We start from the raw sequence: 21,904 nt of genomic DNA, 5'->3' as shown, positions 1-21,904 counted from the left end.
CTTCTCGCGAACACCCCCTCGACCGAAGCCCACCGAGACGGAGAAACCCATGTCCCGTACCGCCCGCACCGCCGCCCTGCTCACCGTCCCGCTGGTGGCCGCCGGCCTCCTTGGCACCGCCGTCCTCCCGGCCGGGGCCGCCACCGCGCCCGTCACCGCCGACGCCGGGAGCCACCGCCCCGGGGCCTCGCTCACCTGCCGGGGCAAGGGCGTCGACCCGGACGCCCGGGTGCGCCACCGCACCGAGACCGTGATCCACGCGCCGCTGAGCACCATCTGGCGGCTCCAGACCGAGGTGGAGCGCTGGCCGTCCTGGCAGAAGCCCGTCGCCTCCGCCGAACGCCTCGACCACGGCCCGCTCCGCGCCGGTTCGGCGTTCCGCTGGACGATCCCGGTGCCGCCCACGCCCACCACCCCGGCGCTGGACCTGGACATCACCTCCACCGTGCGGCAGCTGAAGCAGAAGTCCTGCGTCCGGTGGACCGGCCCCGCGGTCGCCGAGGCGGCCCCGGGACTGCGGATCGACGGGGTGCATGTGTGGACCTTCACCAAGGTCAGGGGCGGTGTCCGGGTGAGCACCGAGGAGACCCACACCGGCGCGGTGGTCGAGGGGGACGTGCCGAACGCGACCAGGGTGCTGCGGGAGGGACTGGAGGCCTGGCTGCTCGATCTGAAGACCGCCGCCGAGGGCCGGGCCCGCTGAGCCGGCTCACCCGCCCACTCCGGGTGCGCCCGCTTGGGCGCGGCGGTCGGGCGGAGGTATCCGGCCACGGCCTGTCTAGGATGACGTCCCGGTTCCGGGCGGCGCCCCCGCCCGGGCCCGCTCCATCCGATCGGCCGAGGGCGGCCGGCGCCGCGACCGCAAGGGCGATGACCAGATGCGCGTACTCCTCGTCGAGGACGAGCCCGACCTCCGGGACACCGTCGAAGCCGGGCTCCGGGACGCCGGATACGCGGTGGACGCCGTCGCCGACTGGCCGAACGCCGATCTGCTGCTGGACGTCACCGACTACGACTGCGTGGTGCTGGACCGGCTGCTGCCGTCCGGGGACGGGCTGTACGCGCTGGCCGGGCGCCGCCGCACCGGCTGGGCGGCCCCGGTGCTCTGCCTCACCGCGCTGCACGCGCTGCCCGATCGGGTGGAGGGCTTCCGGCTCGGCGCGGACGACTACCTGCCGAAACCCTTCGCCATGGTGGAGCTGGTGGCCCGGGTCGGCAGCCTCGCCCGGCGCGCCCCCGGACGGCTCCCGGTCCAGCTGCGCTGCGCCGACCTCGAACTGGACGGCGCCCGCCGCGAGGTGCGGCGCGGCGGTGTGCTGCTGACGCTGACGCCGAAGGAGTACGCGGTACTGCACCGGCTGCTGGTCCACCAGGAGACGGTGGTCACCCGCAGCGCCCTGATCGAGCACTGCTGGGACGAGATGGCCGACCCCGCGTCGAACGTGGTGGACGCGGTGATGGCCGGGCTGCGCCGCAAACTGGGCGGCCCGCCGCTGATCCACACCGTGCGCGGCCACGGCTTCCTGCTCGGCGCCGGTCAGGCCGGGACATGAGAGCAGTCGGCCGGCGGCGCCACTCCCCCGCCCGGCGCCGGCTGCGGCGCCTGCAGTTCCGGCTGACGCTCGCGTACACCCTGGTCACCCTGGCCGGGGTCAGCGTGCTCTGCTGGATGGTGATCCGCACCGACGCCCGCTCCTGGCGGGAGGCCGAGTACGACGAGATGGACCGCAGGGCCGCCGTCAGCGCCTCGCTCATCTACTACGACGAGGGCGGCCGGCTGCGGCTTGACGGCCTCCAGGACGACGCCGCCACCCGGGGCCGCCCCCGGGTGGTGGTGCTGCACACCGCGGCCGGGGGCGCGCTGGAACGGGTCTTCACCTCGCGCGGCCCCGCCGTGCCCGTCGCCCCGGCGGAGCTGGCCCGGCTGGCGCGGACGGCGATGACCGAGGACGCCACGGTACGGGGGGAGACGCCCGCCCGCGACGGCACAGCCGCCTATCTGCTGGCCCAGCCGTACTACCACGACGAGACCCATCGGACCGTCGGCGCCGTGGTGGTGGTCGGCGACCCGGACCAGGGGATGGCCCAGCACCGCCGGCTCACCGCCGCCGTGCTCACCGGCTCCGCCCTGCTCACCTGCGTCGCCGCGCTGACCGGCCATCTGCTGTCCGGCCGCAGTCTGCGCCCCGCCTGGCAGGCGCTGGAGGCGCAGGAGCGGCTGCTCGCCGACGCGGCGCACGAGCTGCGCACCCCGGTGGCGATCATGCGCAGCTCGGTGGACACGGCGGACGCCGACCCGCGCCGCCTCCAGCAGCATCTGCCCCGGATGCGGCGGGCCACCGACCGGCTGGCCGACGTGGTCGACAACGTGCTCACCCGGGGCCGGCTCCAGGCCGCCGCCGAATCCTTTCGCCCCGAACCGCTCCGGCTGGACCAGCTGGTGGAGCAGGTCTGCGCCGAACTGCCGCCCGCCGCCCAGCCGGTGAGCGTCCGGCTGGACGACTCGGTGGTGGCCGCCGACCCGGCGCTGGTACGGATCGCGGTGCGCAACCTGCTGGACAACGCGCTGCGCCACGGCGCCACCCCGGGCGGGACCGCCGAGGTGGCGGTGTCCGTGCACGGCGCCACGGTGACGGTCGCCGACCGAGGCCCCGGCCTCGCCCCGGGCGACCTGCCCGAGCTGCTGGAGCGCTACCGCTCGGACGGCGGCGGCACCGGCATCGGGCTCTCCCTGGTCCACGAGATCGCCACCGCCCACGGCGGCACCGTCACCGTCCGCACCCGCCCCGGCGGCGGCTCCGTCTTCGTACTCCGCCTCGGCCCGGGAGCCACCGAGCCCCGGCACGCGCGGCTCGGGCGTCCCTAAAGCGGCGGCAACCGGTTGTGAGCCGGTAGCCCGGAAAAAGGGCGGAGCCACGTCTGAACCGGAGTAAACGCTTCCCTGGCGAAATGTCGCCGACAACACAGGATCTTTTTATTCGCTTGATCGCTCGGAGTCCATTGGGGAGTGTGTTCCTCGCACAATCCGAAACGGGTGAGTGGCGCGGAACGGCGCCATTCAGCCGAACGCACTTTTCCAGCCATCAAGAGGAGAGTCGTGTTAAGCCGCAACGCGAGAACAAAGCGCATCCTGGCCACGGTCGCCGCAGTCACCGCGATCGGTGTCGGCGGGGTGGCCACCTCGAACGCGTCCGCCGCCCCTTCCACGGGCACCGCACCCGTCGCCGCCCACCGGTCGGGCCCGGCGGTCGGCACCGTCCAGGACGGTCGTGACGTGTACGCGGGCCTGATCTTCCTGCAGGGCGATCTCGGCCGGAAGTTCGCCGAACTCGGGCCGTACACCGGGGCTGCGGAGTCCTACCGCAAGAACGACAATGCCGAAGCGCGCCAGGCCGTCGCCCAGGTGCTCGACGCGATCGCCGAGAAGGACTCCGGGTTCTTCAGCGCCTTCTCCACCCAGGTGCGCTCCGGCGACCCGCGCAAGGTCGAGTCCGGCATGGACCGGGCCGTCAAGCTGCTCACCGAGGTCACGGTCGACGAGAAGGACACCACCAGCCCCAAGGCCCTGGGCGCGGGTGACGGCCGCTGCGCCGTCCTGGCGCTGAACGTACTCATCGTCGTGAACGTCGGCGGCGCCGTGAACGTCTCCGTCGCGGTCAATCTGCAGGCATGGAAGAACGTCATCAACATGTCGGTCGCGCCCGCTGACGAGGGCAGCATCACCAAGGACCAGAAGATCGCCGACATCACCCGGCTCGCCGCCGCGTGATCCGCGGGTGAGTCTCCTTCCACCCGGAGACGGGCCGCACCCCGGGACTCCCGAGGTGCGGCCCAGCCCATGCCGCCTTCTGCCATTCCCGGCGCCGACGCAGCGCGCCCAGCTTGAAAGTCCTGATGAAACTCACCGACCGCGTACCGCTGCAAGCAACCGATAACACTACCCGTATCCGCGTACCGGGCGGATGGATTGCCATGGTCGCCGGAATATGGGCACTGGTCGCCCTCTACGTGGCCCAGGCCTTCCTGCCGAAAAACGTCATCCACTTACCGGGGCAGGAAAAGACACACGACATCGCCTTCGTCATCGCGCCACAAGGCTGGGCGTTCTTCACCAAGTCGGCCAAGGACTCCGAGTACGTTCCCTTCCGCCGGCAGGACGGAGCGTGGGGCGATGTCCGACTGGGGCCGCACGCCCGCGCCTCCAACGCGTTCGGGCTGGACCGGGCCTCTCGCTCCCAGGGAATCGAGGGAGCGCTGCTCCTCCACGAGAAGGACCTGGTCTGGCACCCCTGTGGTGACGCCACCTCGGCTGCCGACTGCCTTCAGCAGGCAGCGGTGACGAAGAGACTGAAGAACCGTTCGCCCTCACCCACTGTGTGCGGACGCTCCGCCATGGTCGAGATGAAACCGGTTCCATGGGCCTGGCGCGATCTGCTGCCCGGCACCCATACGCCGGTGCGGGCCGCTGTCTGGGATGTGGAGTGCTGAGATGGCCGTCGACCGCCTCGTCGCCCTGCCGTGGAGCAACGTCTACGGCCTCGCCCGCACTCTCGTCGCCCTCGGCACCGCGGGCACCCTCGCGTTCTCCAGTGTCGACACCCTCTTTCGCCCCGTTGCCCTGGCCGGTGATTTCCCGTCCTGCGAGGGAGCCGCGTCCGCTGCCGTCTTCTGCCTGGCGAAGGGGGACCACAGCGGCCTCGGCTGGCTGAAGTGGCTGTGCGTTCTGGCGCTCCTGGTCGTCGCCGCCGGTTGGCGCCCCCGCCTGACCGCACTTCCGCACGCCTACGTCAGTTACAGCGTGTTCGCGGGGATCGCCATCAGCGACGGCGGCGATCAGATCGGTCTCGTTCTGTCGATCCTGTTCCTCCTGCCCGCGCTGGGCGACCCTCGCCGCTGGCACTGGCAGGCGCCGCCGTCGGACAACGGCTCCCGCGCCCGGTGCGGCTGGGCTCTCGCCGGATCCTCAGGTCTGCTGATGCTGCGGCTGCAGATGTCCCTCGTCTACTTCAACGCGTGCGTCGCCAAGCTGCCTCATCAGGAGTGGTACGACGGAACGGCCATGTGGTACTGGAGCACCAACCTCAGCTTCGGCGCTCCTGGATGGCTGGACACCCTGGTGCGCCCTGTCGTGTCGACATCCTGGGGCGTCGCTCTGATGACCTGGCTCCCCTTGCTCATCGAGATCACCCTCGCGGTCGCTCTGCTGCTGCCGCGGCGGATTCGCCATGCGGCCATGTGGGCCGGTCTGCTGTTCCACTTCTCGATCGGGCTGATGATGGGTCTGTGGAGCTTCGCCTTGGCGATGGCGGGTGGCATTCTGGTGCTCTGCCTGCCGTCCGGCGCCACCATCACCCGGCGCCGGCCTCAGTCCACCGGCGACCTCGTCGCCGATCCTGGCGAGTCCGCGGCTGTTCGGCCTCCGGCGCGGACCGCCGCCTGACTGGAGCGGTGGGATGTCTGCGCGGACCGCCGTCGACGGCTCACTGCTCCCGGTCCATGCACGTCGAGACCAGCGCGAGCGTCTCGGCGTCCGGCATTCCGATCCGTCGGGCGGCGGTCACCAACTGCCGGGCGTGCTCCACGACTGCGGCGCGGTCCTGCGGGGCGGAGGCGACCACTACCGCCCCTCGGCCACGCCGCAGCTCGATGAGCTTCTCCGCCCGGAGCATCTGGTAGCCCCGCAGCACGGTGTGCATGCTGATCCCCAGTGCCCCGGCCAGATCCCGGGCGGCCGGCAGACGGTCACCGACGCGCAGGGAGCCGGCCAGCATGGCACGTCGTACGGCTGCGGCAACCTGTTCGGACAGCGGTTGCGTGGAGCTTGAATCGATCTCCACCAACATGGAGTCAGGGCCTTCCCAGGAGTCTCGTGATCAGACGCACGGCGGTCCCGGCGTCGTCGACCGTCACAACGAACTGCCGTCCATTGGTCAGTTCCAGCCACAGGGCGTCGCCCGACCGCAAGGACACGGCGTGTCGACCGGGCACCACGCGATAGCCGAAACCCCCCAGGTCGGCGAGGCGGGCGTAGCCGGAGCGCGCAGCCGCGATCCGGTCCAGACGGAAGCGCCGAAGGGGCAGCCGAGCAGCCGAGACGCTGACACCACGGGCGTCGACGGTGACCCGCGTGCCGCCGAACAGCACGATCAGCAGCCCCACGGGCAGGGCGGGAAACAGCCACCAGGCCGCTGACGTGAGGCAGGTGAGGACGACGCCCGCGACAGCGAGGAGCACCCCGACCGGTACGCACCAGGCCGGTCCCGCCTTCCGGCTCCACGCCGCCCGGTACGGGGCGGGCGATGTCACCGGCGGTCCGCCTTCCACGCCAGAGCCGCGCCGACGGCCCCGCCGGCCACGCAGACGGCGATGGCGATCGGCCCGTGCACGGACAGGGGAAAGTCGAGGTCGCGCGGGTCGGACAACCCGGCGTTGGCGGCGAAGGAGGCGGTGAGGAAGTAGCCCTCGCCCCAGGCGGCGCCCCATCCGCAGGCGGCGGTGAGCCGGTACTGCCCCGCCGTCTGCCGACGACGGATCAGCAGGTATCCAAACAGAGCCGCCTCTGCCAGGTAGACGGCGACGGTGATGGCCACCAGCTTGAGTGGCGACATGAAGCCGTCGGGCCCGGAAGATCCCACATGGGAGACCACTTCATCGGGGAGCCGGCCGCTGAGAGCGGCGTAGACGGCCAACTGCGCCAGGGCCGCGGCGATCCACGGGCCGGCGCCTAACAGGATCCGGCTGCGGTCAGAGGACCCGGAACGGGCACTTTCGACTCGCGAGACCATGAGACTCTCCCCTTCATTCTGACGTGGTTGTTATAGCTCAAAGATAACAATGCCCTGGGCCGCCTCATGGAACCCTCACGATCGGCGGCGCAGGATGCGTACACCCGTACTCCCCTCGTACGGGCGTACCTCCCCCCGCACTGGAGATCGTGTGCCGAAGCACTCCGCCACCCCGTTCCACCGCCGCCGCTCCACCCGGGTCGCGGCCGCCGCCGGAGCGGTCGGCGCGCTGGCCGCCGGGCTGCTGCTCTTCCCGGCCGGTGCCAGCCAGCCGGCCCGGTCCGCCAAGAAGGCCACCCAGGCCGAGAAGGTCGTCCTGCCCACCGCCGACACCGGCTTCGACTACCAGATCGGCGGGGCGTACACCCCGCCCAAGGGGGTCAGGGCGGTCTCCAGGGACCGCTCGGCCAAGCCCGCCCCGGGCCTCTACAACGTCTGCTACGTCAACGCCTTCCAGGCCCAGCCCGACGCGCTCGGCTGGTGGCGGAAGAACCACCCCGACCTGGTGCTCAAGGACCGGGGTGGCAACCCGGTGAACGACGAGGACTGGGGCGAGGCGCTGCTCGACACCTCGACCACCGCCAAGCGCGCCCGGCTGGCCGCGGTGGTCGGCGGCTGGATCGACGGCTGCGCCAAGAGCGGCTTCCAGGCCGTCGAGCCGGACAACCTGGACTCCTACGAGCGTTCCGGCGGGCGGCTGACCAAGGCGCACAACGCGGCCTTCGCCACCCTGCTCGCCCAGCGGGCGCACGCCGCGGGGCTGGCCATCGGCCAGAAGAACACCACGGCGCTGCTGCCCGAGCGCGCGAGGATCGGCTTCGACTTCGCGGTGGCGGAGGAGTGCGGCCGGTACGGCGAGTGCGGCGCCTTCGCCTCGGCGTACGAGAACCGCGTCTTCGTGATCGAGTACGAGGAGGACGGCTACGCCGGGGCCTGCGACGAGTGGGGCGGCCGGCTCTCGGTCGTCCGGCGGGACGTGGACGTGGCGCCGCGCGGCGGCGAGGGATACGTCTTCCGCTCCTGCTGACCCCCTCGGGATGACGAAGGGCCCCCGCGCCGTGCCGGCGCGGGGGCCCTGAGGGGTGGCTCAGCGCAGGTGCGAGGTGTCGTTGAGCAGCCGCACCGAGGCGTTGCCGTCGCGGTAGTAGGCGACCGCGGAGAGCGAGGCCGCCGACAGCTCCATCCGGAACAGCGACTCCGGCGGGGCGCCCAGCGCCAGCCGGACCAGGGTCTTGATCGGGGTGACATGGGTGACCGCCAGCACCGTGCGTCCCGCGTGCCGCTCGACCAGCCGGTCCCGGGCGGCCGCGACCCGGCGGGCGACCGCCGTGAAGGACTCGCCGCCGGTGGGCGCCGCCTTCGGGGAGGCCAGCCAGGCGTCCAGGTCGTCCGGGTAGCGCTCCTTCACCTCGGCGAAGCTCAGCCCCTCCCAGGCGCCGAAGTCCGCCTCCCGCAGCCCCTTCTCCACCTGGACGTCCAGTCCGAGCCGTTCGGCGATGGCGGCGGCGGTCTGCCGGCAGCGCAGCAGCGGCGAGGTGACGATCTCCTGGACGGTGCCCCGGGCGGCCAGCATCGCGGCGGCCGCCTCGGCCTGGCGCCGCCCGGCCTCGGACAGCTCCGGATCGCTGCCGCCGCTGCCGGAGAACCGCTTCTGCGGGGTGAGCGCGGTCTCCCCGTGGCGCAGCAGCACCAGGGTGGCGGGGGCGCCCAGATCGGCGGTGGCCCAGCCGACGGACGGGACGGCGGCCCGGGTGATCGCCTCGGTATCCGGGGATGAGCCATCGCCGGCCAGTGCCGCGCGGGCCCTGGCGGCGCCCGCCGCCTGGTCGCCGACCACCCGGGCGGCGGACGTGTCGGTGTCGGTGGCGGACACGGCGCGGATCACGGAGGAGTCGGCGGGCTGCCACGGGCGGCCGCGCTTGCCGGCGTCCATCGCCTCGTTGGCGAGCCGGTCGGCGTGCTTGTTCCGCTCGCGCGGGATCCACTCGTAGCGGACCTGGGAGGCGGGGAAGACCCGGGCCGCCTCGGCGGCCAGCGGCTTCATGTCCGGGTGCTTGATCTTCCAGCGGCCGGACATCTGCTCCACGACCAGCTTGGAGTCCATCCGCACCCGCACCGACGCCTCCGGCGCCAGCTTGCGGGCGGCCTTCAGCCCGGCGATCAGGCCCCGGTACTCGGCGACGTTGTTGGTGGCGGTGCCGATGTACTCGGCGGCCTCGGCCAGCGGCTCGCCCGAGACCGGGTCCAGGACGACCGCCCCGTACCCGGCCGGGCCCGGGTTGCCCCGGGAGCCGCCGTCCGCCTCCACCACCAGTTCACTGGGCGGGGCAGCCATCAGAGGCCGGACTCCGAGGTGCGCACCAGGATGCGGCGGCAGTTCTCGCAGCGGACGACCGTCCCGGGGGCGGCGGCGCGGACCTCGTTCAGCTCGGTGATGTTGAGCTCCAGCCGGCAGCCCTCGCAGCGGCGCTGGAACAGCTTGGCCGCGCCGACCCCGCCCTGCTGGCCGCGGATCTTCTCGTAGAGCTTCATCAGGTCGGCGGGCACGGACCCGGCGACGACCTCGCGCTCCTTGGTGACCGAGGCGGCCTCGTCGTCCAGACCGCCCTGGGCGGCGTCCCGGCGGGAGGTGGCGTCGTCGTGCTTGGCCTGCACGGCGCCGGTGCGCTCGGTCAGCTCGGCGACCCGCTCCTGGGCGGACTCGCGGCGCTCCATGACCTCCAGCACCACGTCCTCCAGGTCGCCCTGGCGCTTGGCGAGGGAGACCAGCTCGCGCTGGAGGTTCTCCAGGTCCTTGGGGGAGGTGACGGCGCCGGAGTCCAGGCGCTGCTGGTCGCGGACGGCGCGCTGGCGGACCTGGTCGACGTCCTGCTCGGCCTTGGTCTGCTCGCGGGCGCAGTCGCCCTCCTCGGTCTGCGCGGCCACCAGCAGGTCGCGCAGCTGGGCGAGTTCCTTGGTGAGCGAGGCGATCTCGGCGTGCTCCGGCAGCCCGTCGCGCTTGTGGGCGAGCTGCGCGAGGCGCAGGTCGAGGGCCTGGACGTCGAGAAGGCGGATCTGGTCGGCGGGCGCGGCGTTCAGTTGGGGGCTCCAGAGAAAGAGTGATCAGGGGAAGAGTGATCAGCAGAAGAATGATCAGAGGAAGGGCGGAGGGAGTCGGAGTGGTGTGACCAGGGGTCGGTGACCGTCGTGGAGGCGTGGACCGCCAGGTCCCAGCCGAGGCGGTCGGAGATCCCGGCGAGCTGGCTCGCGGCCAGCGCGCACCAGGGCTGCTCGGTGGCCCAGTGGGCGGCGTCGACCAGTCCGAGCGGGGAGTGCTGGACGGCCTCGGAGGCCGGGTGGTGGCGCAGGTCGGCGGTGAGGAAGGCGTCCACGCCGGCGGCCCGTACCGCGTCGAAGAGGCTGTCGCCGGAGCCGCCGCTGACCGCGACCCGGCGCACCGGGGCGTCCGGGTCTCCGGCGGTGCGGATGCCCTGCGCGGTGGCGGGCAGGGCGCGGGCGGCCCGCTCGGCGAAGGCGCGCAGCGTCTCGGGCTCGTCCAGCTCGCAGATCCGGCCGAGGCCGTTCTCGGGGACCAGCGGCCCGGTGGTGCGCAGCCCGAGGGCGGCCGCCAGGGCGTCGGAGACGCCGGGCTCGGCGGTGTCGGCGTTGGTGTGGGCCACGTGCAGGGCGATGTCGTGCTTGATCAGGGTGTGCACCACCCGGCCCTTGAAGTGCCCGGCGGCGACCGTGGTGGTGCCGCGGAGGTAGAGCGGGTGGTGGGTGACCAGCAGGTCGGCGCCGAACGCGATCGCCTCCTCGACGGTCTCCCGGACCGGGTCGACGGCGAACAGCACCCGGCGCACCGGGGCGTCCGGGTCGCCGCAGACGGTGCCGACGGCGTCCCACTGCTCGGCCCGCTCGGGGGGCCACAGGGCGTCCAGCTCGGCGATGACTTCAGACAGACGGGGCACGGGGCAAGGCTACCTGTCCGGCGTAACGGGACGGTCATGGCCGGTGGGGGGCGGGGGGCGGGAGCCCCGGGGCGGCGGGGGGGGGTGCGGGAGGACCCCGCCAGCACAGCCGCCGCCGCGACACCCGGTGAACGGGCCGAGGGCCACCCTTACAGGTGAAGCGGGCAAGGTCCCGTTGTCCGGCTGGACGTGCGAAAACTAGCTTCAGTCGCCGGAGGTGACGAACCGATGACAGCCTGTGCCATCGAGACCGCCACGCAGACCGCCGTACGCACTGCCGTAGGCACCGCCGTTCGCACGGCCGCACGGACCGCCGCGGAGGGTCCCGGACCGGACCGGACGCCGGGCGGGGCCGGGGCGCCGGACGAGGGCGGGGCGCCGCGCACGGAGGCCGGGTCGGCCGGTCCGCCGGGCCAGGGGATGCCGGGCGGCGGGCCGGCGGGCTCCGGGGCCGGGTTCACGCTGGCCGCGGGCGGCGGTTACGCGGTGCGGCTGGCCGGGGCGGGCGAGTCCCGCTACCCGGAGCGGTGGACCCTGGACGGGCCCGAGCCCTACGCCGTACCGCTGCCGGCCGACCAGCCGGAGGACCCGGACGCGCAGCTGCTGGCGCTGGCGGACGGCCGGGTGCTGATCGGGCGCCGGAGCGAGGGGCGGCGGCTGTTCTCGCTGCTGTACCCGAGCGGGCCGCGCACCGGGGAGGTGCCGCTCGGCGCGGTGGCGGACGGCCCGGGGGCGGGCGGGGCGGTGCGGCTGCTGCCGCCGTCGCCGGAGGGGACGCGGGCGTACGCGCTGAGCGCGGGCGAGCACGCCACCGGGGTGTGGCGGGTGTGCGGCGGGTCGGGTGGCGGCCCGGAGCTGGTGGCCGAGGTGCCCGGGCGCTGCGCGGGCGGGGTCTGGCTGGACGGTACGGGGCGGCTGCTGGCCCTGGACCGGCGGCCCGCGCGGGGCGGGCCGGTCAAGTCGGTCGCGGTGGACCTGGAGCGGGGCGGCGAGGTGACGCCGCTGCTGCAGATCACCGAGGACAGCGACGACCGGGTGCTGCTGGCGGACGCGGACAGCGGGCTGCTGCTGGTCCGCTCGGACGCCCCCTCGCCGGGCGCGCCCCGGCTGGGCTGGGGGGTGCTGGGCTCCACGCTGCCGGTGCGGTTCCCGGAGTGCCTGCGGCTGGCGGACGCGGCGGTGACCCCGTTCGCGGTGCAGCCGGGGCAGACGCTCACCCCCGAGGGGTGCGCGGTGGCGCTGCGGATCGACGGGGCGGCGGGCAGCTGGGTGGGCGTCTGGCGCCCGGCCGAGCGGCGGCTGCACCAGGTGGCCGCGCCGCCCGGCTGGCAGGCCGGGGCGGGGCTGTGGACCCGGGAGGGGGTGCTGCTGCTGCCGTACGCGACCGGGGCGGTGCCCTGCGGGCTGGCCCGGCTGGCCCGTTCGGCGCCCCCGGAGCGGGACGCCGCCCCCGCGTCCCCGCCCTCCACCACACCCGCACAACCGGAGCCCTCCGGGGCGGAACCGCGGGCGGCCGTGGCGGCGACTGTCGGGGTGTGCAGACCGGTCCCGCTCCAGCAGGCGCCGCTGACCGGTCGCGCACCTGTCAACGGGAGGCCCTAGACTCGCGGGCCGCACATCATCGGACGATCACGACGGGGTGAAGTTCCCACATGTCTGAAGCCATGACCGACACGACCCAGGCAGGACCGCAGGGGGACGCCGGCGGCTCCGGAAAGCACCGAGGCGGCTCCGCGCGCACGGAGGACTCCGCGGACCGCCCGCACGGCCGCCACCGCAGGGACCCTCAGGCGGAGGCCGCCTGACCCACGGGGCAGGAGCGAGAGATGACGAGAGGGCCGGAGCCCGGGCGATCCCCGGGCCCGGCCCTCTCCCCTTCCCCGCCTCGGTTCAGTGCTGCTCGGCCCGGCGCGGCATCCACAGCAGCGTCAGCAGCGCCCCGGCCAGCAGCACCACGGCCCCGGTGCGGAAGGCCAGCGCATAGCCGGCGGTGACCGCCTCCGGGGTGGCGGACGCCCCGGTGCGCGCGGCGGCGACCGTGGAGAGCACCGCGAGGCCCAGCGCGCCGCCCATCGTCCGCGAGGTGTTGACCAGGCCGGAGACCAGGCCCGCGTCACCGGGCGCGGCGCCCGAAGTGGCCAGCGAGGCGAGCGGGGTGATCGACAGGCCGACGCCCAGCATCATCAGGATGCCGGGGCCGAGGATCGTGGTCGCGTACGAGCCGTCGGCGTCCATCAGGGACTGCCAGCCGAACCCGGCGGCGGCCACCAGGGCGCCCAGGATCGCCAGGTCCCGGGCCCCGACCAGCGCCATCAGCCGGGGCGCCAGCTTGGAGCCGAGGACCACGCTGAGCGAGCTGGGCACCAGCGCCACTCCGGCCTCCAGCGGGGAGTAGCCGAGCACCCCCTGCGCGTACACCGTCAGGAAGAACCACATGGCGAACGAGGCCGAACCGTTGACCAGCATGGCCGCGTTGGCCGCCGAGACGGGGCGGGAGCGGAACACCTTCAGCGGCATCAGCGGCTCCCTGGTGCGGGCCTCCACCGCGACGAAGACGGCGAGCAGCGCCAGCCCGCCGAGCAGCGGGAGCAGGGTGGCGGCGTCGCCCCAGCCGGCCTGCTCGGTCTGCACGATGCCGTAGGCGACGGCGGCGAGCCCGGCGGTGGCCAGCACGGCGCCCGGCAGGTCCAGCCGGCGGCGGCCTTCCGCGCCGCGCCCCTCGCGTATGCACAGCACCGCGGCGACGATGACCACCGCGCCGACCGGTACGTTGATCAGCAGCACCCAGCGCCAGGAGAGCAGGTCGGTGAGGACCCCGCCGACCAGCCCGCCGGCCGCGCCGCCGCCGGCGCCGACCGCGGACCAGGTGCCTATCGCCCGGGTCCTGGCCGGTCCCGGCGGCACCGACGAGGTGACGATGGTGAGCGTGGCGGGCGCCAGCACCGCGGCGCCGAGTCCCTGCACCGCCCGGGCGGCGAGCAGCTGCCAGCCCTCGGCGGCCAGTCCGCCGGCCACCGAGGCGGCGGTGAACAGCCCCAGGCCCACCAGGAACATCCGCTTGCGCCCGAACAGGTCCGCGGCCCGCCCGCCCAGCAGCATGAACCCGGCGAAGGCGATGGTGTACGCGTTGAGCACCCACTGCAGCCCCAGCGCGGAGAGCCCGAGGTCGGAGCGCATGGACGGCAGCGCCACATTGACCACGGAGACGTCGAGGACGACCAGGAACTGCCCGGCGCAGGCGGCGGCGAGCACCGCCCAGGTCCTGCGCGGGCGGTCGGCGGGGGCGGCGGAGGGCCGGGGGGACGGGGACACGGCGGTGTGCGGACGGGGTTCGGGCATGCGTTCCATGGTCGCAGCCGGCCGGTGCTCCCTGAAGCGTCTGTCGTCGTACCGGCCCGGGACCTTGGTCCTACGCGGGGTCCCGAGCCGGTCCCGGACCGGTCCCGGGCGGCCCGGTCACCGCGGCTACCAGCGGGTACGGCAGCATGGGCCCCGCACCGCAGATCCCTGACCATGTGCTGGAGGAACCCCATGGCCGCCGTACCCGGGCCGCAGACGCTGGCCGCCTTCGAGGCCGCCAAGGGCTTCATGCCGGTACGCGAGGGGCTGGCGCTGTACGCGGCGGCGGCCGAGGCGGCGGCGCTCGGGCTGCCGCTGCTGGAGGTCGGCAGCTACTGCGGGCGCTCCACCCTCCTGCTCGCCGACGCGGCCCGCGCGGCCGGGACGGTCGCGGTGACCGTGGACCACCACCGGGGCAGCGAGGAGCAGCAGCCGGGCTGGGAGTACCACGACCCGGAGGTGGTGGACCCGGAGGTGGGGCTGATGGACACGCTGCCGGCCTTCCGCCGCACCCTGCACGCGGCCGGGCTTGAGGAGCACGTCATCGCGGTGGTCGGCCGCTCCCCGCAGGTGGCCCGGGTGTGGGCGGGCCAGGTGGGGCTGGTCTTCGTGGACGGCGGCCACACCGACGAGCACGCCACCGGGGACTACGAGGGCTGGGCGCCCAAGGTCGCCGAGGGCGGGCTGCTGGTCATCCACGACGTCTTCCCCGACCCGGCGGACGGCGGCCAGGCCCCGTACCGGATCCACCAGCGGGCGCTGGCCTCCGGGGCGTTCACCGAGGTGTCGGCGACCGACTCGCTGCGGGTGCTCCGCCGGACGGGCCCCGGCAGCTGACCGGCGCCCGGCACCCGACCACCGGGACCGGCCCAGGCAGCTGACACCCGGCACCGGCACCGGCAGCTGACGCCCGGCTCCGGTGTCCGACACCTGGCCACCGGGACCGGCAGCTGACGCCCGGCACCGGCACGGGCAGCTGACGCCCGGCTCCGGTGTCCGACCGGCCACCGGCCGGGCGGCCGAGTCGGCGCCTCCCCCGCCTGCCGGTCCGCCCGCGCCCCGGCCCGTAGCATGCGCGGGTGCACGACGACGACGACAGCCCCCGCCCCGCGTCCATCCGCCGCCGACCGCTCCTCGTCCTCGCCGCCCTGCTGACGGTGTCGGCCGCCGCCGGCGCACTGGTGTGGGGGGTGGCGCGCGGACCGGACACGGGCGCCCCCGCCGACGGCCGCGGTCCGGACAGCACGGCCGTCCCCCCGTCCCGTACCCCCTCCCCCGCCGTCTCCCCGGACGGATCGAAGCCGCTCGCCGGGCGGACCGTGCTGGTGGACCCGGGGCACAACCCGGGGAACTTCCGGCACACCGCGGAGATCAACCGCCAGGTGGACGCCGGGACGCACCGCAAGGAGTGCGACACCACCGGCACGGCCACCGAAGCCGGTTACACCGAGGCCGCGTTCACCCTGGACGTGGCCCACCGGCTGCGGGACCTGCTCACCGCCCAGGGGGCGAAGGTGGTGTTCACCCATGACGCCGACCGGCCCTTCGGCCCCTGTGTGGACGAGCGGGCCAGGATCGGCAACGAGGCCCGTGCCGACGCCGCGATCTCCGTCCACGCGGACGGCTCGGGCCGGGGCAACCGCGGCTACCACGTGATCCTCCCGGCGAAGGTCGCCGAGGGCAGCGCGGACACCTCGGCGATCGCCGCCCCCTCGCGGGCCCTCGGCGAGCGGGTCGCGGCCGGATTCCGCGCCGCCACCGGAACCGAGCCCTCCAACTACGTGGGCGGCGGCACCGGCCTGGACGTGCGCGCGGACCTCGGCGGGCTCAACCTCTCCACGGTCCCCAAGGTCTTCGTGGAGTGCGGCAACATGCGCGATCCGCAGGACGCCGCATTGCTGACAGACCCGGCATGGCGTCAGAAAGCGGCCCGGGGCATGGCCGACGGCATCCGCACCTACCTGCTGCGCTGACGGGACCGGACGATAGATTCCTCCGTACGATGGGGTCCGGCTACCACCCCCGTGCTTCGCGCCACCCCGATGAGACAACCGACGAAGGACTCTTTCACGTGAACATCCGATCCCTCACTAGAGGCGACGGCGTGGTGATCGGAGCAGCGGTGGTGCTGTTCATCGCCTCGTTCCTCGATCTCGCCAGTATCGACTGCCCGAGCGGCATCGACTGCTCCGACTACGGCACCAACGCCTGGGACAGCCTCGGCCTGCTGATGAGCATGTTCCTGGCCGGTGTCATCGGCGCGGCGCTGGTCGTGGTCGGCCGCGCCCTGCCGGGTCGCAAGGTGGCCGGGCTGGACCTGGGCCAGTTCGGTGTGGCGTTCTGCGTCTTCGCGCTGTGGACGGCGTTCTGGACCATCATCGACATGCCCTCCGACGCGGGCGCGGGCATGATCCTCGGCCTGCTGGCCGCCATCGTGCTGGCCGCCGGCGCCATCGCCGCCCCGCTGGTCCCCGCGCTCAAGGCCCCGCTGATGGGGGCCCCGCGTCCGCAGGTCCCGGGCCCGTACGGCGGCCAGCCGCAGGGCGGCTACGGCTACCCCGGCGCCCAGGGCCAGCCGTACGGCACCCAGGGCGGCCAGCCCCCGCAGGGCGGCTACGGCTACCCGGGCGCCCCGCAGCCGCAGGGGGCCTCGCAGGCCGGTCAGCCGGGCGCCCCGGCCGACGCGGGCCAGGCCCCGCAGGGCGGCGCCACCCCGGCGCCCGCGCCCGGCGGGGACTTCTCCCCGTTCTGGTTCGCGGTCCCGGTGGCCCGTCCGCTCTACCCGGAGGACGGCTCGCCGACCCCGCTCGCCGAACTCGCCCCCGGCACCTGGTACCTGGCGGTGGAGCAGCGCGGCTCCGGGCTGATCGCCCAGACCCAGGACGGGCGCCGCGGCGTCCTCCAGGACACCACCGGCATCCAGCGCGGCTGAGGCCGAACCCGGCCAATCCGTACGCACGAAGCCCCCGCCCTCTCCGCAGGGCGGGGGCTTCGCCGTGTCACGGTGAGGAGCCCGCGGCCCAACCCACCCATGATCACCCAGGGTTGGACCCATGGGCAGAGGTTTGCGCGGGGGTCCGGCGGCAATCCGTCGAGCATGTCAACCCGTCATCGCAGCGGCAGCAACCAGGCGGCGACCGTGATCGTCGTCATCGCGGATGTCATGGCCGCCATCATCGGCCTCTGGATCATCATGTATCTGCTCGACGCCAACCGGGCGAACGACCTGGTGGCGTGGGTGGCGGACGCGGCCCGGTTCCTCGCGGGCTGGTCCTATGACCTGTTCACCTTCGACGAGGCCTGGGCCCGGGTCGTCATGGGCTACGGCCTGGCGGCGGTGGTCTACCTCTTCATCGGCCATCTGATCGCCGGCCGCATCCGCCGCGGCTGACCCGCCCGCCCGGCGGTCCCCCGGCTAGCCGCAGTCGGCGCAGTCCGGTTCCAGGCCGCGGGGCAGCCGGGTGCCCCCGAAGACCGCGGTGGTCGCCTCGTCCCCCCCGAGGGCGGCCACCGCGAGCAGCAGCGAGCCGGCCGTCCAGGTGGTCAACTCCTCCGGCCACACGGCCGGCTCGCGCCCGGTCTCGGCATCGCCCTCGAAGACGTAGCCGGTCCAGTACATCCCGCCCTCGGCGCGCAGATGGCCGAGCGACTTCAGGATGGCGAGCGCGCGGTCGGACTCGCCCACCGCCCAGAGGGCGAGCGCCAGTTCGCAGCTCTCGCCACCGGTGACCCAGGGGTTGGGCAGCACACAGCGCACACCCAGCCCGGGCACCACGAACTCGTCCCAGCGGGCGTCGATCCGGGCCCGGGCGGCCTCGCCGGTGACCGCGCCGCCGAGGACCGGGTAGTACCAGTCCATCGAGTAGCGGTCCTTGTCCAGGAAGCGCTCGGGGTGGTGGCGCACCGCGTGGCCGAGCGCGCCCGCGGCCAGCTCCCAGTCGGGCTGGGGCTCCTCGCGCGCCTCGGCGATGGCCAGCGCGCAGCGCAGCGCCTGGTGGATCGAGGAGCTGCCGGTCAGCAGGGCGTCGGCGGTGACGGTGCCGTCGGGTTCGCTGCGCCAGCCGATCTGCCCGCCGGGCTGCTGGTGGCGCAGCACGAACTCCACGGCCGCGTAGACGACCGGCCACATCCGGTCCAGGAAGGCGTCGTCGCCGGTGGCGAGGTGGTGGTGCCAGACGCCGACCGCCACATAGGCGCAGAAGTTGGTCTCCCGGCCGTGGTCGGTGACCTGGTCGTACGCCCCGTCGTGGTAGGCGGCGCACCAGGAGCCGTCGGCGTTCTGGTGGCGGGCCAGCCAGTCGTAGGCGCGGGCGGCGGCGGAGTGCTCCCCGGCCGTGTCCAGCGCCATGGCGGCCTCGATGTGGTCCCAGGGGTCGAGGTGGTGGCCGCGGAACCAGGGGATGGCGCCGTCCGGTCGCTGGACGGCGAGCAGCGAGGCGACGGTCTCGGCGGCCTGCCCGGCGGTGAGCACCCCGGGCAGGACCAGGTGCCCGGCGACGCGGTCGGGGCTGGTCACCGCTCGGCGTCCGCCGCGCCGGCCTCGGAGGCGGCCGGGCTGGGCAGGTGCGGCTTGGTCGCGTACGCCACGAAGCTCTTGCCGATGACCGGGTTGAGCGCCTGCTCGGCGAGCCGGGTGGCCAGCGGCTTCTTCATGATGTCCCAGACCAGCAGCTTGTGGTACGCCCGCACCGGCAGCGCCTTGTCGTTGTCCACGCCGAAGGCGCACTTCAGCCACCAGTACGGCGAGTGCAGCGCGTGCGCGTGGTGGGTGCCGTACGGGCGCAGCCCCGCCTCGCGGATGCGGGCCAGCAGCTCGTCGGCCTTGTAGATGCGGATATGGCCGCCCTCGACCTCGTGGTACGCGTCGGAGAGCGCCCAGCAGACCTTCTCGGGGCCGTGGCGCGGGACGGTGACCGCGATCCGGCCGCCGGGCCTGAGCACCCGGACCATCTCGGCGAGCACGCCCTTGTCGTCGGGGATGTGCTCCATCACCTCGGAGATGATCACGACGTCGAACGACTCGTCGGGGAAGGGCAGGTTGAGCGCGTCGCCCTCCATGGCGACCGCGCTGGCCCCGGCGGGCGCCTCCCCGGCCTCGGCCATCGCGGCGAACCACTTGGTGACCTCGCGGATCTCCTCGGCGTTCTGGTCGAGGGCGACGACCCTGGCCCCGCGCCGGTAGGCCTCGAAGGCGTGCCGGCCGGCGCCGCAGCCCAGGTCGAGGACGCGGTCGCCGGGGGCGAGCGGGAAGCGGGTGAAGTCGACGGTCAGCACGGGGTCGGCCTGCCTTCGCGGTCGTTCGGGGTGGCGGCGGCGCGGGTCGCGCGCGCATGCGGAGTCGCGGGCGCCGGGGTACGGGAGGCCCGGCGGGTCCCGGCCGGCGTCCCGGTGGCGAGGGCCTCGCGGTACAGCTCGGCGGTGCCCTGGGCGGCGCGGGCCCAGGTGAACCGTTCCAGCACCCGGGCGCGGCCGGCCGCGCCGAGCCGGACGCGCAGGGCGGGCTCGGCGAGCAGCCGGCCCAGGGCCTGGGCCAGCGCCCCGGCGTCGCCGGGCGGGACGGCCAGACAGGTGTCGCCGTCGCGGCCGGAGACCTCGGGGATCGCCCCGCCGGTGGTGGCGACCAGCGGCGTACCGGTGGCCATGGCCTCGGCGGCGGGCAGCGAGAACCCCTCGTAGAGGGAGGGGACGCAGGCCACCTGGGCCGAGCGGTAGAGGTCGACCAGCTCGGCGTCGGTGACGCCCTTGACGAACCGGACCGCGTCCCCGCCCAGCCCGTACCGCTCGATGGCCTGGGCGACCGGCCCGTCCTCGGCGGGGCGGCCGACCACCACCAGATGGGCGTCCGGGTTCTCGGTGCGGAGCTTGGCCAGCGCCTCCACCAGGTGCACCAGGCCCTTGAGCGGGACGTCGGCGCTGGAGGTGGTGACGATCCGGCCGGTCACCTCGGGCACGGACGGGTCGGGGGACCACAGCTCGGTGTCGGCGCCGATGTGCACGACCCGGATGCGCTCGGGGGCCACCCCGAGGTCCTCGACGATCTCGTCGCGGGAGGAGCCGGAGACGGTGAGCACCGAGGGCAGCCGGCGGGCGACCCGCTTCTGCATCCGGGTGAAGGCGTACCAGCGGCGGACCGAGGCGCGGCGCTTGAGGTCGGCCGCCGCGGCCAGCTCCAGCCGCCGGTCCACGGTGATCGGGTGGTGGATGGTGGTGACCAGCGGGGCGCCCAGGTCGCCGAGCAGGCCGTAGCCGAGCGTCTGGTTGTCGTGGATCACGTCGAACTCACCGCGCCGGGCCAGCAGATGGCGCCGGGCACGCAGCGAGAAGGTGAGCGGCTCGGGGAAGCCGCCGGTCCACATGGTGGCGACCTCCAGCGCGTCCACCCAGTCGCGGTACTCGCCGTGCTTGGGGGTGCGGAACGGGTCGGGCTGCCGGTACAGGTCCAGGCTGGGCAGCTCGGTGAGCGGGACCCCGCCGTCGAGCACCGGGTAGGGCTGGGCGCCGATGACCTCGACGCGGTGGCCGAGCCGGGCCAGTTCGCGGGAGAGGTGGCGTACGTAGACGCCCTGGCCGCCGCAGAACGGGTTGCCCTTGTAGGTGAGGAGCGCGATCCGCAGCGGGCGGTCACCGGACGGGCCGGCGGGGCCGGCGGGATGCCCGAAGGCGGTGCCGATGCCGGTGCCGGTGTCAGTGCCGATGTCTCGGCGGGGGCCTGCGTCCATGGCCTCGGCGGTCACTCGCGGGCCCCCTTCTCGCCTGTTCCTGCCTGCGTTTCGCCGGAGCGTAACCGCTGGCGCTAATCTGGAACAAGTTTCAGACTTGGTCGTTCAGGAGCATCGAATCTACCGGCAGGTAGCGCCGCTGTGCGGGCCGGAACAGGTGATTCCCGCCACGGCGGACACCTCCCGGAGTGGCAGCGGCATCACGGACAGCGGCACGACGGACGGGACCGATGACCGAGGAAGCCAGGGCGGCGGTGCCGCTGACCGAGCGCCAGGAGGCACGCCGCCGCGCCATCCTGCGGGCCAGCGCCGAGCTGGCCGGGCGGGGCGGGTTCGACGCCGTCCAGATGCGTGAGGTGGCGGAGGCCGCCGATGTGGCCCTGGGCACGCTCTACCGCTACTTCCCGTCCAAGATCCATCTGCTGGTCGCCGTGATGCAGGACCAGCTGGACCGGCTGCACACCACCCTGCGCAAGCGGCCCCCGTCCGGCGAGCGGGCCTCCGAGCGGGTCGCCGAGACCCTGATGCGCGCCTTCCGGGCGCTCCAGCGCGAGCCGCACCTCGCCGAGGCCATGGTGCGCGCGCTGACCTTCGCCGACCGGGGCGCCAGCGCCGAGGTGGAGGCCGTCTCCCGGCGCACCACCGCGATCATCGTGGACGCCACCGGCCTGGACCGCCCCACCGCCGACCAGCTCTGCGCGGTCCGGGTCGTGGAGCACACCTGGTACTCGGTGCTGATCGCCTGGCTCTGCGGCCGCGCCTCGCTGGACCAGGTCCGCGCCGACATCGAGACGGCCAGCCTGCTGGTCGACCGCTGACCTCGAAGACCTCGGGGCCTCCGGCGTCGGGGCGCGGACGACCCACCGGTAAAGTGGTCGGGCAGTCATCGTCCCGTACGGGGGGAAGCCGGTGCGAATCCGGCACTGACCCGCAACCGTGAGCCGCGCCGCCCCCAGGGGCACCAGCGCGCGGTGAGTCGGAACACCTCGTACCGGACTGACCGGCTCGGGCCGCCAAGAGCTCCACGGGAGCGTCGACGGTGGCCGGCACCGTCGGGAGACGCGGGGCCGGAGCCCGGCCGCCGCGTTGTGCCGGTGCCCGCTCCCGGCCC

The 21,904-nt window shown here is 74.1% G+C and carries 23 protein-coding genes and 1 riboswitch; of the genes, 13 read left to right on the top strand and 10 right to left on the bottom strand.

Going from position 1 to position 21,904, the window contains the following annotated elements; translation table 11 throughout:
* Positions 1–49 precede the first annotated feature (49 nt).
* The 6 genes from M1O15_RS28835 to M1O15_RS28810 all read left to right on the top strand — a co-directional run bounded on the left by M1O15_RS28835 (position 50) and on the right by M1O15_RS28810 (position 5,440).
* Positions 50–703, top strand: coding sequence for an SRPBCC family protein (locus M1O15_RS28835; RefSeq protein WP_248637156.1), 654 nt, complete (start codon positions 50–52; stop codon positions 701–703).
* A gap of 175 nt (positions 704–878) precedes the next feature.
* Complete coding sequence (locus M1O15_RS28830; protein ID WP_248637155.1) at positions 879–1,553, top strand: response regulator transcription factor; 675 nt, start codon at positions 879–881, stop codon at positions 1,551–1,553.
* On the top strand, positions 1,550–2,866 hold the full coding sequence (locus tag M1O15_RS28825) for a sensor histidine kinase (protein ID WP_248637154.1): 1,317 nt from the start codon (positions 1,550–1,552) through the stop codon (positions 2,864–2,866). The genes M1O15_RS28830 and M1O15_RS28825 overlap by 4 nt, the downstream gene beginning before the upstream one ends.
* Positions 2,867–3,097: 231 nt before the next feature.
* Entirely contained in the window at positions 3,098–3,769 is a 672-nt protein-coding gene (locus tag M1O15_RS28820; protein ID WP_248637153.1) for a sporulation delaying protein family toxin, read from the top strand.
* A 125-nt stretch (positions 3,770–3,894) separates the two neighbouring features.
* Positions 3,895–4,488, top strand: coding sequence for an SdpA family antimicrobial peptide system protein (locus M1O15_RS28815; protein WP_248637152.1), 594 nt, complete (start codon positions 3,895–3,897; stop codon positions 4,486–4,488).
* 1 nt (position 4,489) lies between these two features.
* The gene (locus tag M1O15_RS28810) at positions 4,490–5,440 is read left to right on the top strand and encodes a sporulation-delaying protein SdpB family protein (protein WP_248637151.1); all 951 of its coding nucleotides are present in this window, start codon (positions 4,490–4,492) and stop codon (positions 5,438–5,440) included.
* A gap of 40 nt (positions 5,441–5,480) precedes the next feature.
* Here M1O15_RS28810 and M1O15_RS28805 read toward each other — a convergent pair whose 3' ends face one another.
* The 3 genes from M1O15_RS28805 to M1O15_RS28795 are packed head-to-tail and all read right to left on the bottom strand — an operon-like array spanning position 5,481 to position 6,785.
* Complete coding sequence (locus M1O15_RS28805; protein WP_248637150.1) at positions 5,481–5,843, bottom strand: GntR family transcriptional regulator; 363 nt, start codon at positions 5,841–5,843, stop codon at positions 5,481–5,483.
* Positions 5,844–5,847: 4 nt separating this feature from the next.
* Positions 5,848–6,306, bottom strand: coding sequence for a hypothetical protein (locus tag M1O15_RS28800; RefSeq protein WP_248637149.1), 459 nt, complete (start codon positions 6,304–6,306; stop codon positions 5,848–5,850).
* A complete protein-coding gene (locus M1O15_RS28795) occupies positions 6,303–6,785 on the bottom strand; it encodes a hypothetical protein (protein WP_248637148.1) in 483 nt (160 codons plus the stop codon). Before M1O15_RS28795 ends, M1O15_RS28800 begins: the two co-directional genes overlap by 4 nt.
* A gap of 151 nt (positions 6,786–6,936) precedes the next feature.
* Here M1O15_RS28795 and M1O15_RS28790 point away from each other — a divergent pair, with 151 nt between their 5' ends.
* Positions 6,937–7,812: an endo alpha-1,4 polygalactosaminidase gene (locus M1O15_RS28790; protein WP_248637147.1), complete on the top strand. Its 876-nt coding sequence runs from the start codon at positions 6,937–6,939 to the stop codon at positions 7,810–7,812.
* Positions 7,813–7,872: 60 nt separating this feature from the next.
* Here the strand turns inward: M1O15_RS28790 and M1O15_RS28785 are convergent, their stop codons facing one another.
* From M1O15_RS28785 to M1O15_RS28775, 3 genes are read right to left on the bottom strand one after another with little or no spacing between them, the layout of a single operon-like run.
* Positions 7,873–9,120: a bifunctional RNase H/acid phosphatase gene (locus tag M1O15_RS28785; protein WP_248637146.1), complete on the bottom strand. Its 1,248-nt coding sequence runs from the start codon at positions 9,118–9,120 to the stop codon at positions 7,873–7,875.
* Positions 9,120–9,863, bottom strand: a complete 744-nt coding sequence (locus M1O15_RS31730) for a zinc ribbon domain-containing protein (RefSeq protein WP_308282419.1) — start codon at positions 9,861–9,863, stop codon at positions 9,120–9,122. The genes M1O15_RS28785 and M1O15_RS31730 overlap by 1 nt, the downstream gene beginning before the upstream one ends.
* A complete protein-coding gene (locus M1O15_RS28775) occupies positions 9,860–10,735 on the bottom strand; it encodes a Nif3-like dinuclear metal center hexameric protein (RefSeq protein WP_248637144.1) in 876 nt (291 codons plus the stop codon). Before M1O15_RS28775 ends, M1O15_RS31730 begins: the two co-directional genes overlap by 4 nt.
* 228 nt (positions 10,736–10,963) lie before the next feature.
* Between M1O15_RS28775 and M1O15_RS28770 the strand changes: the two genes are divergently transcribed.
* Positions 10,964–12,337, top strand: a complete 1,374-nt coding sequence (locus tag M1O15_RS28770) for a hypothetical protein (protein WP_372499610.1) — start codon at positions 10,964–10,966, stop codon at positions 12,335–12,337.
* Between the two features lie 288 nt (positions 12,338–12,625).
* On the opposite strand, the gene M1O15_RS28765 is transcribed toward M1O15_RS28770, so the two are convergent.
* On the bottom strand, positions 12,626–14,083 hold the full coding sequence (locus M1O15_RS28765) for an MFS transporter (protein ID WP_372499609.1): 1,458 nt from the start codon (positions 14,081–14,083) through the stop codon (positions 12,626–12,628).
* 183 nt (positions 14,084–14,266) lie between these two features.
* Here M1O15_RS28765 and M1O15_RS28760 point away from each other — a divergent pair, with 183 nt between their 5' ends.
* From M1O15_RS28760 to M1O15_RS28745, 4 genes are all read left to right on the top strand, one after another.
* A complete protein-coding gene (locus M1O15_RS28760; RefSeq protein WP_248637142.1) occupies positions 14,267–14,911 on the top strand; it encodes a class I SAM-dependent methyltransferase in 645 nt (214 codons plus the stop codon).
* A gap of 242 nt (positions 14,912–15,153) precedes the next feature.
* On the top strand, positions 15,154–16,047 hold the full coding sequence (locus tag M1O15_RS28755) for an N-acetylmuramoyl-L-alanine amidase (RefSeq protein ID WP_248637141.1): 894 nt from the start codon (positions 15,154–15,156) through the stop codon (positions 16,045–16,047).
* 98 nt (positions 16,048–16,145) lie between these two features.
* A complete protein-coding gene (locus M1O15_RS28750) occupies positions 16,146–17,006 on the top strand; it encodes a DUF5336 domain-containing protein (protein WP_248637140.1) in 861 nt (286 codons plus the stop codon).
* Positions 17,007–17,171: 165 nt separating this feature from the next.
* Positions 17,172–17,465 carry a hypothetical protein gene (locus M1O15_RS28745; protein WP_248637139.1) on the top strand — a complete coding sequence of 98 codons (294 nt, stop codon included), beginning with the start codon at positions 17,172–17,174 and terminating at the stop codon, positions 17,463–17,465.
* A gap of 24 nt (positions 17,466–17,489) precedes the next feature.
* On the opposite strand, the gene M1O15_RS28740 is transcribed toward M1O15_RS28745, so the two are convergent.
* Genes M1O15_RS28740 through M1O15_RS28730 form a run of 3 tightly spaced genes read right to left on the bottom strand, consistent with a single transcriptional unit; the run spans position 17,490 to position 20,808 of the window.
* Positions 17,490–18,590: a prenyltransferase/squalene oxidase repeat-containing protein gene (locus M1O15_RS28740; protein WP_248637138.1), complete on the bottom strand. Its 1,101-nt coding sequence runs from the start codon at positions 18,588–18,590 to the stop codon at positions 17,490–17,492.
* The gene (locus M1O15_RS28735) at positions 18,587–19,348 is read right to left on the bottom strand and encodes a class I SAM-dependent methyltransferase (RefSeq protein ID WP_248637137.1); all 762 of its coding nucleotides are present in this window, start codon (positions 19,346–19,348) and stop codon (positions 18,587–18,589) included. Before M1O15_RS28735 ends, M1O15_RS28740 begins: the two co-directional genes overlap by 4 nt.
* On the bottom strand, positions 19,342–20,808 hold the full coding sequence (locus M1O15_RS28730) for a glycosyltransferase family 4 protein (RefSeq protein WP_248637136.1): 1,467 nt from the start codon (positions 20,806–20,808) through the stop codon (positions 19,342–19,344). Before M1O15_RS28730 ends, M1O15_RS28735 begins: the two co-directional genes overlap by 7 nt.
* A 215-nt stretch (positions 20,809–21,023) precedes the next feature.
* Between M1O15_RS28730 and M1O15_RS28725 the strand changes: the two genes are divergently transcribed.
* A complete protein-coding gene (locus tag M1O15_RS28725) occupies positions 21,024–21,611 on the top strand; it encodes a TetR family transcriptional regulator (RefSeq protein ID WP_248637135.1) in 588 nt (195 codons plus the stop codon).
* Positions 21,612–21,692: 81 nt separating this feature from the next.
* A riboswitch (cobalamin riboswitch) is annotated at positions 21,693–21,780 on the top strand.
* Positions 21,781–21,904: the final 124 nt, after the last annotated feature.

This window comes from Streptomyces lichenis (assembly GCF_023218175.1).
Lineage (GTDB): Bacteria > Actinomycetota > Actinomycetes > Streptomycetales > Streptomycetaceae > Streptomyces > Streptomyces lichenis.
Note: the sequence above shows the minus strand (reverse complement) of the source record. Positions and strands in the feature narration are given on the sequence as shown.

Excerpts from the sequence above, each read along its gene's own strand:
- M1O15_RS28835 (WP_248637156.1), top strand. The coding sequence starts at position 50 with ATGTCCCGTACCGCCCGCACCGCCGCCCTGCTCACCGTCCCGCTGGTG.
- M1O15_RS28725 (WP_248637135.1), top strand. The coding sequence starts at position 21,024 with ATGACCGAGGAAGCCAGGGCGGCGGTGCCGCTGACCGAGCGCCAGGAG.
- M1O15_RS28770 (WP_372499610.1), top strand. The coding sequence starts at position 10,964 with ATGACAGCCTGTGCCATCGAGACCGCCACGCAGACCGCCGTACGCACT.
- M1O15_RS28765 (WP_372499609.1), bottom strand. The coding sequence starts at position 14,083 with ATGGAACGCATGCCCGAACCCCGTCCGCACACCGCCGTGTCCCCGTCC.
- M1O15_RS28810 (WP_248637151.1), top strand. The coding sequence starts at position 4,490 with ATGGCCGTCGACCGCCTCGTCGCCCTGCCGTGGAGCAACGTCTACGGC.
- M1O15_RS28815 (WP_248637152.1), top strand. The coding sequence starts at position 3,895 with ATGAAACTCACCGACCGCGTACCGCTGCAAGCAACCGATAACACTACC.
- M1O15_RS28760 (WP_248637142.1), top strand. The coding sequence starts at position 14,267 with ATGGCCGCCGTACCCGGGCCGCAGACGCTGGCCGCCTTCGAGGCCGCC.
- M1O15_RS28805 (WP_248637150.1), bottom strand. The coding sequence starts at position 5,843 with ATGTTGGTGGAGATCGATTCAAGCTCCACGCAACCGCTGTCCGAACAG.
- M1O15_RS28785 (WP_248637146.1), bottom strand. The coding sequence starts at position 9,120 with ATGGCTGCCCCGCCCAGTGAACTGGTGGTGGAGGCGGACGGCGGCTCC.
- M1O15_RS28745 (WP_248637139.1), top strand. The coding sequence starts at position 17,172 with ATGTCAACCCGTCATCGCAGCGGCAGCAACCAGGCGGCGACCGTGATC.
- M1O15_RS28830 (WP_248637155.1), top strand. The coding sequence starts at position 879 with ATGCGCGTACTCCTCGTCGAGGACGAGCCCGACCTCCGGGACACCGTC.
- M1O15_RS28825 (WP_248637154.1), top strand. The coding sequence starts at position 1,550 with ATGAGAGCAGTCGGCCGGCGGCGCCACTCCCCCGCCCGGCGCCGGCTG.
- M1O15_RS28795 (WP_248637148.1), bottom strand. The coding sequence starts at position 6,785 with ATGGTCTCGCGAGTCGAAAGTGCCCGTTCCGGGTCCTCTGACCGCAGC.